The sequence below is a fragment of the Methanobrevibacter arboriphilus JCM 13429 = DSM 1125 genome, assembly GCF_002072215.1.
GTDB classification, from domain to species: Archaea; Methanobacteriota; Methanobacteria; order Methanobacteriales; family Methanobacteriaceae; genus Methanobinarius; species Methanobinarius arboriphilicus.
Genome location: NZ_JXMW01000022.1, coordinates 21,545 through 34,947, shown reverse-complemented (window position 1 = coordinate 34,947; position 13,403 = coordinate 21,545). Strand labels below are relative to the sequence as shown.

Annotated in this window: 9 protein-coding genes; 2 read left to right on the top strand and 7 right to left on the bottom strand. The window is 26.2% G+C overall.

Annotated elements, in window-relative coordinates:
- Positions 1–2,136: beta strand repeat-containing protein (locus MBBAR_RS08365; protein WP_143746179.1), on the bottom strand; the 2,136-nt coding region annotated here is incomplete at its 3' end.
- A 469-nt stretch (positions 2,137–2,605) separates the two neighbouring features.
- Here MBBAR_RS08365 and MBBAR_RS08360 point away from each other — a divergent pair.
- Positions 2,606–3,382, top strand: coding sequence for a UPF0280 family protein (locus tag MBBAR_RS08360; RefSeq protein ID WP_249025056.1), 777 nt, complete (start codon positions 2,606–2,608; stop codon positions 3,380–3,382).
- 381 nt (positions 3,383–3,763) lie between these two features.
- Here the strand turns inward: MBBAR_RS08360 and MBBAR_RS08355 are convergent, their stop codons facing one another.
- Positions 3,764–4,993 carry a proteasome-activating nucleotidase gene (locus MBBAR_RS08355; protein WP_042704167.1) on the bottom strand — a complete coding sequence of 410 codons (1,230 nt, stop codon included), beginning with the start codon at positions 4,991–4,993 and terminating at the stop codon, positions 3,764–3,766.
- Positions 4,994–5,869: 876 nt separating this feature from the next.
- Here MBBAR_RS08355 and MBBAR_RS08350 point away from each other — a divergent pair.
- Positions 5,870–6,379: a multiprotein bridging factor aMBF1 gene (locus MBBAR_RS08350; RefSeq protein WP_080460905.1), complete on the top strand. Its 510-nt coding sequence runs from the start codon at positions 5,870–5,872 to the stop codon at positions 6,377–6,379.
- A 359-nt stretch (positions 6,380–6,738) separates the two neighbouring features.
- Here MBBAR_RS08350 and MBBAR_RS08345 read toward each other — a convergent pair whose 3' ends face one another.
- The 5 genes from MBBAR_RS08345 to MBBAR_RS08325 all read right to left on the bottom strand — a co-directional run bounded on the left by MBBAR_RS08345 (position 6,739) and on the right by MBBAR_RS08325 (position 13,388).
- A complete protein-coding gene (locus MBBAR_RS08345; protein ID WP_080460904.1) occupies positions 6,739–7,146 on the bottom strand; it encodes a DUF356 domain-containing protein in 408 nt (135 codons plus the stop codon).
- A gap of 251 nt (positions 7,147–7,397) precedes the next feature.
- On the bottom strand, positions 7,398–8,582 hold the full coding sequence (locus MBBAR_RS08340) for a hypothetical protein (RefSeq protein ID WP_211272927.1): 1,185 nt from the start codon (positions 8,580–8,582) through the stop codon (positions 7,398–7,400).
- 431 nt (positions 8,583–9,013) lie between these two features.
- Positions 9,014–9,463 (bottom strand): hypothetical protein, encoded by a 450-nt coding sequence (locus MBBAR_RS08335; RefSeq protein ID WP_042704173.1) that lies wholly within the window; start codon positions 9,461–9,463, stop codon positions 9,014–9,016.
- A 618-nt stretch (positions 9,464–10,081) separates the two neighbouring features.
- Positions 10,082–11,935: a Mur ligase family protein gene (locus MBBAR_RS08330; RefSeq protein ID WP_080460902.1), complete on the bottom strand. Its 1,854-nt coding sequence runs from the start codon at positions 11,933–11,935 to the stop codon at positions 10,082–10,084.
- A 346-nt stretch (positions 11,936–12,281) separates the two neighbouring features.
- On the bottom strand, positions 12,282–13,388 hold the full coding sequence (locus MBBAR_RS08325; RefSeq protein WP_080460901.1) for a glycosyltransferase family 4 protein: 1,107 nt from the start codon (positions 13,386–13,388) through the stop codon (positions 12,282–12,284).
- Positions 13,389–13,403: the final 15 nt, after the last annotated feature.

The window sequence follows — 13,403 nt, the reverse complement described above, 5'->3', positions numbered from 1 at the left end:
AGTACGATTAGTTGTGTAATTAAGACTCCAACCACCAGTAGAATTAACAGAAACATCTGTATAAAGATTACCATCAACAGTAACATTAACACCAGTTATACCAGTATAATTAGCTAACTGACCAGAAATAGTAACATTGTTGCCAATACTCACTGGATCATTACTAACAATTATACTAGAATTAGTAGTTAATTGGAGGGAATCAAAAGCTACATTATCATCTACATTATCTAAAGTAGCAGCTAAAGTTTGAACACCAGCTGTAGCTGTTGCATTATAAACAAAACCATCAACACGACTACTATTAAAATCAGCACCATTAAAAGTTCCATTAACAACAAAATCAGGTAAAAATTCAACACCATCATTACTAAGCGTAGTATTCAAAACTAACAACATAAAACTAACATTATCACCAAAATGAACACCATCCAAACTAGAAGTATTAGTAATATTCAAAATAAAATGATTAAAAGTATCAACACCCAAAATCATACCAGTAATATCATTAACACCCCACCAATTACGATCAAAACTACTATTATCATTATTCCCAGTAATATTAACACCAACAGAAGCAATAATACGATTATACTCAACAGTAACATTAACCAATGAACCAACACCTAAACCAGTAAAATTCAAACCAGCATTACTAGCAAAAATAGTATTACCACGAATAACAAAATCAGTCACATTAGTAACACCACCACTAGTATAGAAATAAAAACCATCACCACTAGTAACATTAATAGTATTATTCAAGAAATTAACACCCTTAACATTACCATTAGACAAATAAACATAAACACCATAACTAACACCAGTAATATTGTTGTTAGCGAAGGTTATATTGGTGTTGTTGCTGCTGTATGCATCCAGAGCAACACCAGGGCCGGATGTTCCTGTGATGTTGTTATTGGCAAAGGATATATTGATGTTGTTGCTGCTGGATGCATACAGATAAACACCAGTGCTGGATGTTCCTGTGATGTTGTTATTGACGAAGGATATATTAGTGTTGTTGCTGCTGGATGCATACAGATAAACACCAGTGCTGGATGTTCCTGTGAAGTTGTTATTGACGAAGGATATATTAGTGTTGTTGCTGCTGGATGCATACAGATAAACACCAGTGCTGGATGTTCCTGTGATGTTATTATTGACGAAGGATATATTAGTGTTGTTGCTGCTGTATGCATACAGAGAAACACCATAGTCTGTTCCTGTGATGTTGTTGTTGGCGAAGGATATATTAGTGTTGTTGCTGCTGGATGCATACAGATAAACACCAGTGCTGGATGTTCCTGTGATGTTGTTGTTGGCGAAGGATATATTAGTGTTGTTGCTGCTGTATGCATACAGAGAAACACCATAGTCTGTTCCTGTGATGTTGTTGTTGGCGAAGGTTATATTAGTGTTGTTGCTGCTGTATGCAGACAGAGAAACACCATTGCCGGATGTTCCTGTGATGTTGTTGTTTTCAAAAACCAAATTAGCAGACGAAACAGGACTATCATAACTACCATCACCTAAGTATACACCAGAATAACCACCAGTTATATTATTACCACTAAATAAAACATCAAAAACAGTCCTATCAGCAGATTTACCGAATAAAAAAACAGCACCACGATAATCAGCAGATATACTGGATTTAATAATATTATCCTTAATAACAACACCTGTTATAGGATTAGCACTACCACTACTACTTAAATTAATACTAACACCAGAAGTAGTAATATTATTATCACTAACAGTCAAATCACTACAATTAGATTTTATAGCTGTAGCATAACCACTAATAGTTAAATTAATAATCTTTACATTAGTAGCATTAATATTAAACAAAGTACCACTAGATGTTGTGAATTTAGCACCACCACGACTTTTACCAACAATAGTAGCATTACGACTAATATTAAGCTGACCCCAATCAAAATAATCACCATCATCAAAACTAATCACCAAATCATTATCATTATCATTATTAATAACACTTTGAAACTGTTCAGTAGTATTAACTGTAGTAAAATTATGATTAGCTGCACTAACACTAGATAAAGCTAAAAAGATAAATAAAACACACATAACAAAAATAATTGGCTTAAAAAATTTATTTATTGTAAACATTTTCGTTTTTTCACCTCCTGATCCAATCAATCAGTGCATATAAAAAATACATAGCACAATGAGAACACTCACTACGCTACAATAATATAATATAAAAAAACTACTATAAAAAACTTCCTACCCAAAAAAAATAAAAAACAATAGCTATCCCCCCCCCCCCACAAAAACAGTAGAATAGCTGTATAAAAAAGAAAAAAAGAAGTAAACAAAATATAACACGAAAAAAACACATAATAACCAAATAAAATAAAAACAGCTAAAAAATAAAATAAAAAAGCCTAAAAACAATAAATACAACCAATAACAACTTAAAAATAATAAAAACAGATGAAAAAACCAATAAAAAACTAAAAAAAGATAATAACCAAATAAAATAAAAAAATAAGCATATAAAATAAAGAAAATTACATACAAATTATAAAATAAAATAACAATAATTATATTGCTTAAGAAATATTAAATTAAAACAATGAAAAATAAATCTATGTTTAAAAATAAAATATCAATAGAAGAAACAAAAATGAATGTTGTTTCAGATATTGACTTTGAAAAAATTGGATTGTATGATTTTATTATAAATCAGAGAAATATATTAAAAAAATATATTATTGATAATCCCTTATTTTTAAAAACACTACAACCTTATAAAGTAAAAAACAAAAAAGATGATTCTAATCCAAAAATTATAAAAAAAATGATTGAAGGGTCAAATATAGCTAATGTAGGTCCAACAGCTACTTTAGCAGGGACAATAGCGGAACTTTCATTGGATTATTTAATAAAAAATGATTCAAATTATTCCATATTAGATAATGGAGGAGATATAGCTTTTTTAAATAATTACCATAATAAAAAAGTAATATTTGGAATTTATGCAGGAAATTCACCTCTAAGTGGAGAAATAGGGTTTGAATTTAAAAATAAATCAAAAAATCAAAAAATGGGGATATGTACATCATCAGGGTCAGTAGGATACTCTATTAGTTATGGAAGATCTGATAGTGTTACTGTAATAAGTGAAAATGCCAGTATAGCTGATGGATTAGCTACTTCAATAGGTAACAATGTTAACGGAGTATTAGATCAAGATGCAGTAGAAAATGGACTAATAGCTGCTGAAAAATTCAAAAAACATTTTATTGGAGCTTTAATTATAGTTGGAGAATCAATCGGGACCATAGGTAAACTTCCAAAAATTATAGAAACTAACAATGAAAAAATTTTGAACAATTTTAAAGAAGAATAATCTTATAATTAGAATAAATTTATAAAAAGAAAAATATTATAAAAAGAATAATTTTATTTTAGATATTGAAAGTTAATATAAATTAGCCTCAGTTCGCCCATCATTCATCACATATCAGAGCTCATAGGGTTCATCATTGGCTAATAAATACTGATTTTAATTTAAAACCAAAATATAATTTTTAAAAAATATTAATTAAAAATATTAAATTAAAAATACTAAAAATATTAATTAGAAATATTAATTAATATTAGAATATTATTTAAAAATATTAATAAAAATATTAATTAGAAATATTAATTAAAATATTATCTAAAAATATTAGAAAATAATATTAAATACATGAAAAAATATTGGAAAATATGGGAAATATTAAAAATATTAACCAAACATTACTCCAGCTTCTTTCTTATACTCTTCATCATGTTCAACGCCCATGATTTTATCAACAGCGTCCATGAAATCAGCTACAAGTACTTCGTCTCTTTCTTCTCTTATTGCAAACATTCCTGCTTCAGTACAAATAGCTTTTAAATCTGCACCAGAAACACCTTCAGTAAGAGTTGCAAGAAGGTCAATATCAGCTTCTTCAGATAAAGACATTTTAGAAGTATGTATCTTCAATATTTCTTTTCTACCATCTTCATTAGGAAGAGGTACTTCTATAAACCTATCAAACCTTCCAGGTCTTAAAAGTGCTGGATCTAAGATATCTGGTCTATTTGTAGCACCAATAATACCAATATCGCCACGAGACTCAAAACCATCAAGCTCTGCAAGTAATTGCATTAAAGTACGCTGAACCTCTCTATCTCCACTAGTAGAGCTTTTAAGACGTTTAGCAGCAACAGCATCAATTTCATCAATGAAAATAATACTTGGAGCTTTTTCTTTAGCTAATTCAAATACTTCACGAACCATTCTAGCTCCTTCACCAATGTACTTCTTAACAAATTCTGAAGCAACAATTTTAATGAAAGTTGCATTAGTTTCATTAGCTACAGCTTTAGCAAGTAAAGTTTTACCAGTTCCAGGAGGACCATAAAGAAGAACTCCTTTTGGTGGCTCAATACCTATTTTTTCAAATAATTCTGGTTTTTTAAGAGGAAGCTCAACAGTTTCTTTAACTTCAATGACTTGATCTTCAAGTCCACCAATAGAATCATAAGAAACAGAAGGTTTTTCTTCAATTTCCATTCCAGAAACATTAGGATCCTTTTCAGCAGGAAGCACATCAACAACACTAAAAGTTTGCTGATTTAAAGCCACTCTTGAACCTGGGACAAGTAACTTTTCATCTAAAAATTTTGAATAATTAATAACAAAGTGAGGACCAGTACTACTTTTTACAGTCATTCTAGTATCATCAAGAATTTCCATAATAGTAGCCAAGACTAATGGAGGAGATCTGAATCTTTCAACTTCTCCTCTAAGGGATTTTGTTTCTCTTTCAAGTCGAATCTTTTCATTTTCAGTTAGAACTTTATCTTTTTCAAGTTTCCTAACTTTCCACATTAGATTCCTTTTAGTTTTCGTATTTTCTTCTTTTAATATTCTTACTTCTTTTTTAAGATCTTCAATCTTATTTAAAAGAGATTGGGAATTTTCCATTTTCTTAGAACACTCCTATAAATTCATTTAGTAATTTAGGATATAAACATAATATTCAAATATAATAATATGATTATTACATAAATATAAACTTGATTAAAAATTTCTTAATTAGAAATCTCTTAATTAGAAATATATCAATTAGAAATCTTTTAATTAGAAATTTTATATTTATAAAATTTAAAATATATAAATTTATAAAAAATTTTTTATAATATATAATATGTATAAAACAATATTTATAATTATTTATAAAATAATATAATTAATAATAATATTATAGTCAAATCCTATTAATAATTAATAATATTCAACTATTAATAATATTCAACAATAATACTAAAAATGCATTATAAATAAAAAATACCTATAAATAAAAAATGTATTGTAAATAAAGACAATACTGCATATTAAATAATATTAAAAGATTAAAACCCATACAATAGTTATAGGTTAAAAATCATATAATTTCAATTTAGAATAAAAAAAAAATCTATTTTATTTAACTTATATTTATTTTAACTATATTTAATTTAATTATATTTATTTTTAATTATATTTATTTATATATTCAATTTTTTAAATCATAATATATTAAAAACTATATTAGAATATTTGACATTATATAAATTTTAAATTTAATTTGTATATATAGAAATTGTCTTTAATGATATTTAAATTTTGGGATTTTTAATACTATAAATATAAAATATGCTAAAATTTTGAAAATAATTTTAAAAACAATTATGAAAATAATTATGAAAAAACTATTAAGATAATATCTGAAAAATTATAAAAATTATGAAAATAATTATGAAGATAATAATAATTTGATAATAGGTAAAATATAAAAATAATTAAAATATATTATTAAACATGAGATGCGAAATTTGTGGACAACCCATAGAAGAAGGTAAGTCAAAAAAAACAAAAATTGATGGTTCTATTATGGAAGTTTGCTCAGATTGCTCTAAATTTGGTATAATTCAAAAGGAACCTCCAAAACCAAAAAACATTCTCAATAAGAGCAAAATGAGTGGAACTAATAGAACTGGTAAAAGCACTAGATCTCCTAGACCAATGTATTCACTTGATGAACCTACTGAAGAGTTAGTTGAAGATTTTCAATCAATAGTCCGAGAAGGTCGTGAAAAGAAAGGTTTTTCAAGAGAAGAGCTTGGTGAAAAAATTTATGAAAAAGTTTCTGTTATAAATAGAATTGAATCAGGAAAAATGGTTCCAGATATAAAATTAGCTAAAAAATTAGAAAAAATATTGAATATAACTTTAATTGAAAAAATATCTGATATGGAGTTAGAAGATTTTAAAAATGTATCTTCAGGTGGACCAACTCTTGGAGATATTGTTAAAATTAAGAAAAAATAATAAATAATAGCTAGAACTAATAGCTAAAATTATCTTAAAAATCGTAACAAAATATTTTTTATCAAAATAATTTTAATTCTATTAAACTAATTTTATTAATTTTAATTATATTATTGTAGATTAATATTAATATTATTAATATTAGTATTATTACAGGTTAATTTTTTATAAAATATATTTTTAAATAATTCTTATTTAATATATAATTTTATTTTTTTTATTTATAATTAATTATATTAACCTTTTTATTATATTAACCTTAATTCAATTTATTTATTCCAAGATTTCAATAAATAGCTATAATTATTTAGTTATTATTGATTGATTAATAATAATCTAATAATAATATATTAATAGGTTCATTTATGTCTTGGATTAGAAATATTAGATTTATAATCTTTAAGTTCTGTTCCTTTTTGAGCTTTGTTTGAATAATAACCTCTAAAGATAGGAGCCTCATCTAATTTTTCATTTAGTGAACTATATTCTTTATATTCATCACTTACCACTACAACATGAGCAGGAGGATGTATCTTCTTAATTTGCATTATAGCTAGAGTAATATCTTCTCTAACAAAAAAAGCAGTTGCTACTTTAGATTTATTTCTTAAAGGAGCATTTAGGATACTTTCAACTATAGAATCTGCAAATTCCCCATCAATCTTTTGAGGATCTTTGATTAAGTGCAATTGAGCATGTCTCTCAATATCTGCAATTGCATTGAGTAATTTTGAATTATTATCTCCACGAATTAATATTAATGCCATAATTATCACATATAACTTTAAATTTTAAAAGAATTATATAAAACCTATTAAAAATAGGATTTGCCTATTAAAAATAGGATTTGAATACAAATTTTATTAATTAAAAATAAACATAATTATTAATAACAAATATCTTATTAAGAAGTTTAATTATTAAAAAATGATTATTTTAGATTTGATTTATATTTAATCAATATTTAATCTATATTTAATTTATATTTAATTTATATTTAGTTTATATTTAGTTTAAACTATTTTTTCTGGAAAGATTTCAATAACCTACTTCTGAATATAACTAAAAGTACCAGTATTATACCTATAGCAGTCTGAATACTTCCAAGTATATCTAACACAAATGAGCTTACAGGTAAATTCCAAGGAGGAGATGTTCTTCCATCAGGTAAAGGAGTATAATAAACACCAACTGCTTTTGATCCTGCCCTTACATTTATATCTTTTGGTTCAACATAGTTTACACTAACTATAAGGCCATTTCTAATACCTTTATTTAATGATCCAGCAATAGCATTAGCATCATAACCATATTTAGATACTGATGCTTTTACAACCTCACTAGTGGTTTCAGACAATCCGGGAGTTTCGCTTCCATAAACAGAAACACTAACAGAATCTTGTGTTACAGTTATTGCATCAGTTAAAGCATCATATGCATAAATAACTTTTAACGGAGTTCCATCAATAGGACAAGTATCATAATTCTCTGCTGCAGGATATCCCGAAGACCATCCATCATTTGGACAAATTTTAACATAAGGTTCATTCATTGGATAACCAGTAGTATTAATTTCCTCAGGAGTAAACATATCCCCAGTAGATATTCCTGCCACTAAGTTAACAGCTCCTCCACCATATTTTTCTCCAGCATCATTAGAAACTTCTTTAAATACTTGCCCTACAATAGTTGTTGCAGAATAACCATCACGAATCATTCTACCTATGTTTAGAGCAGTTTCTCTTCTAACTTGAGTTGCAGTCCCATATTGAGGATTACCATGAGTATTTCTTAAATGAATAATAGCTCCTTTTTCTCCAGGAGGTAAAACTGCAAGTCCTCCAGAATAAGGCGTAATTTGAATACTATTATCATCTTCAACAGTTATAAGATAAGCATCAAAAGATCCGCCTACAGCAGCACCAATTGAAGGCCCACCAACCATCAACCTAATCCCAGAATAACCACTAGCAGCTGCAGCACCTTCTGAAGCAGTAGCTCCATTTTCTAATCTACTAATAGATTCAACAATAGCTCTTAACCTATTGTTAGAGTCACCTTCTCCTCCAGATAAAACAACAAATTGTTTTTCTTTAGACATTAAAAATGTAGACTGGAACATATTATCTGCAAAAGACATACTTCCTCCAGCAGCACCATTTATATCCTGACCAGTTGGATCTGTAATGACTATTACATTCATTGTAGCTGAAATAGTAGCTATAAAACCAAAAAGAATCAAGAATATACTTAATAGGATTAGAATTTTTCTCAAGTTATCATCCATTTAGTTTATAATATTATTTAATTGATTATTATCTAATTTTATTATTTAATTGATTCAATAATTATCAATTTGATTTAAATAATATAAATTAGCTGAAAAAATCTCAATTAAGTAATTTCAACAGTTAATTAATTTCAATAGTTTAATGATTTCAATAATTAAGTGATTTCAATAGTTAAATGATTTAATAATTAAGTGATTCAATACCCACTAAGTCAAATAACTATTCAGTTCATACTTTTCATTATATTAGAGTTATTTTTAATAATAATATTCTATTTTGAATATATTAATTTTTTAGACATTTAATATTTCACATTTAATAATTCAAGACTAAAAACCATAGATTATGCCGTTGGGGCCTTCGATGTTGCATTAGTTAAATCTACTGTTGAAAAATCTTCAATAACAGTTATTGTTACAATACCCGTATTTTTATCAACTTTAACATCAGCAGCAGCAATAGGCTGAACTTTAGTTCCGGGTATCGTAGTCAAAGTCGCAAATTCTTGAGCATTTTTAATCGCCTCATTTAGAGGTATCTCTCGCTTAGAAGTTACCAACATATCACCGTCAATATAACTTCCTGAACGTAGCCCTGAATTAGCAACATTTGCCCTTATACTATCAATAGGAACAATATCATTACCTTTAATAATAATACCTGAAATAGGAACACCATCATCTATTTCTGGAGAAGATGCAAAGGCAATATAAGTTATTAATCTACCAGAAAGGATCAATATAAAAGCTAATAATAAAATTATTAGTGTATCTCTCCTTATTTTAATGAACATGATTTTCACTCTTATATAAATTATTTTTATATGTATAAAATATAAAATCTATGTATAAAATGTACAGCAAATTATCAATATAATATTAATAGAATCATAAGAATATAATATTCGCAATATCTAAATATAATAAATATAATAAATATTTGAACAATATAAATGAAAGTATTCAAATATAAAATATCAGATAAAATTATATCAGATAAATTTAATAATCTAATAAAACATCAATAATATTATTAATATGGTTTATATTAAAACACTTAAAACAATATATAACTAATACAAACAAAATGTATAAGCAATACAAGCAATGTAAAAAGCAATGCAAGCATTAAAAATACAAGATAGTATTAAGAAATAATATTTAAATATGTACTATTAACATTAGATTACCATCAATTATTATTAATAGAATACATCATATAAAACTTACATTATATATCTGTATTTTAGACCAAACTAATATTAATACTTATCTCTTATATATATTTTCTTTAAAATAATTATTACTATTAATATAACTATTTATAAATATTTTTCAAATTTATTTTAAGATAAATAAGAATTTTAAATTAGTTTTTGAATAATTTAACAACTTTTTAAATATTCAAAGAATTAGTTATCTTCGTTAAATATCTCATTCAATAATTTTTCAGCAGGATCCATTCCCTGAGCACCTATTAATAAAATAAGGTCATCAACTTTAGAAGAATTATAAACATCATATAAAGCATCTTTAAGCATTTTATAATGAGTATATCCGATATTCTCTTTATTTAACTCATTAAAGAAAGTTTCTTCTTCAAACTCTTCAACAAAGTTTGATTCATCAACAACATCAGAACTACTAGATAAAATTATTTCCACTTTATTAATATTTTCATCTTTTAATTCTTCATTGTTCTTATTTTTGGCTATTATCTTAGAATTATTTTTGCCATGATTATTATAATTATTATTATAATTATTTTCAGAATTGTTTTTATGATTATTATAATTATTGTTAGTATTATAAATACTATTATTAGTATTATTAGTATTATTATGATTATTATTATGATTATTGTTATGGTTATTATAATTAGTATCGTAGTTATTATTTATATCTTTTAAAGCTTCAACAATAGCTTTAGCATTAATTTCATTAATTTCTTTACCTCTTGACCCTCGAATTGCACAGATGATTTTAAGATTTTTATGAGGAAAATTAGTTACTGCATTAATAGTTGCTTTTATACCTTCAGGATTATGGGCAAAATCATCAATTATTGTAGGATTACAATTAATTTTCCGGAATCTTCTTTTAAGAGATTTATATGACTTTACACCATCCACTATATCTTTAATTTTAATGTTAAGTGATAGGCAAGCTGAAATAGCTGCAAGAGTATTTTGAATAAAATGATCGCTATTAAATGGAAGCTCCTCAATATTCAATATTGGCTTAGATTTGTATATTATGGATTTACTTTCAGTATCATAAATTAAACAGTTGTTACTTTCAATATCATTAACATTATTAGTAATATCTTTAGTATTATTAATATCTACATTGTTAATACCAGTATTATTAATATCATTAACTTTAGTATTAGTATTAGCATTATTATTAGTAATAGTATTAGTATTAATATTAATATCTTTAATAACAGAGTTCATTGAGAAATAAAAAGTTTCAACACTACTTTCAGCAAAATCTGCCATATTAAATACATATTTATCATCATGATTTAAAACTAAAGTTCCTTTATTCATGCCTTTAGCAATTCCCGAAGTTTCTTCAAAAACCTCTTCGATTGAATTAACAAGACCAATATGATCAATAGCTACATTAGTCACTACACCAACATCAGGATTAACTGCTTTAGTCATTAAAAGAGCATGATTATGCATTAATTTACCTAACCATCCCTGAACCTCAGAAGCTTCAATAACAAGATAATCTAATGGATTATCATTAGATAAAACATGCTCAGAAATAATTTTAGGGACCATAGGATCAATTAATGTATTAAATTCAGATTTTGAATCAGTGTTTGTTAATGTATTAGCTCCTGTAGATTTTAATATGTGATAAATCATATGAGATGTTGTTGATTTACCATTAGTACCACTGATAATTATTCTTTTAGAATTAGGAACAAAATTTTTTATAGACCAATTTAAAGCAATAGCATTTGCTTCTTCAATCTTTTTTACAACTATTAAAGGAATCTTTAAATCATTAGCTATTTCTATAGAATTTCCCCTAGGATCTTCTGTAATTATACAAGCAACATTTTTACTAGAAGCAATTTTTATTCCCTTTTCATCGATCCAATGTCTTATTACTATATCTCCCTCACTAGAATCTTTTAATATATTAAAAATTCCAGTAAAGCCTCCAGGAGATCTAAAATCTGAAGCTCCAACAACATTTCCAGAAATAGCTCTAGCTAATGAATCAATAGTAATCCTTGTATCAATCATCTAAAATATACTCCAATATACTCAAATAACAAACAATATACCCCAACAATAAAATAATAATACTAATAATAATACCAATAATAGTATTTATAATACTAATAATAATATTTATAATAATTATAATAAATTAATGATTATTATAATCAGTAAACTAAAATGATTATTATAAATTTATCATATATAAATATTCGATGTGAAATACCCATGAAAATATGATATCTTTATAATATTTTATATCTTTACTAAACACAATAACTTCAATAGAATATAGCTTCACTAAATATATCACAATTATTAGATATAATATCTTTACTAAAATATATTTTATAATCTAAATATAAAAAATTTATATGAAAATATAATAATCAACTAATAACCCAATTATACAAACAACAGCTGTTAAAAGCCAATAACTAAATACTATCTTCTTTTCAGACATTCCATTATAATTTAAAGTATGGTGTAAAGGTTCAACAGGAAGACGAATGATTTTTGCCCTATGAATTAAGCTGATAATAACTGAAACAATAGGAACTGCTAAAGATAAGACTCCAAAGTAAGGAATATTTGTTATAAGCACTGCTGTTGCAAATCCTGCACCTAAAGCAAAAGAACCAGTATCTCCCATAAAAATAGAGGCAGGATAACGATTAAATACTAAAAATCCAAGACTAATTGCAGCTAAAAGAGTAAAAGCAAACATTGCCCCAGAATTACCATTTATAAAACCAAATAAAGCACAACCAATAGAAGCAATAGCTATAATACCACTAGCTAAACCATCCATACCATCAATCAAATTAATAGCATTAATAGCACCAATAACAGCAATTAAAATAACTGGAATAGCTAATAATCCTATTGTAGTTCCACCAATCAATACAAAAGGACCTAATGAAAATCCACCAAGAGTAACAACTGCACCAGTAATTACAAGAAATATACCTATAACTAACTGACCAATGATTTTTTCAATTTCACCCATCTCATTTTTTATAGGAAGTTCAGCTACAAATTCTAGCTTATTTTCAGCTAATAAATCATCAACAACCTCTTTTGCTTTTGGAGTTGCAGCTCTAGCTTCTTCACCAGGATTTAAAGTTAATTGTCCAATAGTTAATGGAGAATTCGTGATATTTTTTATTAATTTTTGATACTCTTTTACTTTAAAACCAATCAAATCATCTAAAAGACCAGCGATTCCTGCTGTAAGCATTATAAGGGAAGTAACTAAAATATATTGATTTTTAAAATAAATTGATGCTACAAACAATACAGAAAAAAGAAAAGCTATACCCCCCATAGTAGGAGTACCAGCTTTATGCCTATGTTCTGAAACAATAGGGTTGTCTGAAACATTGGCACCAATTAAAATCTTCCGTATATAATATGTGAATGCAACAGAAGAAGCAAAACTTATTATAAATAATATCAATACATCAAAATAGTTCATTTTACCACACTAATT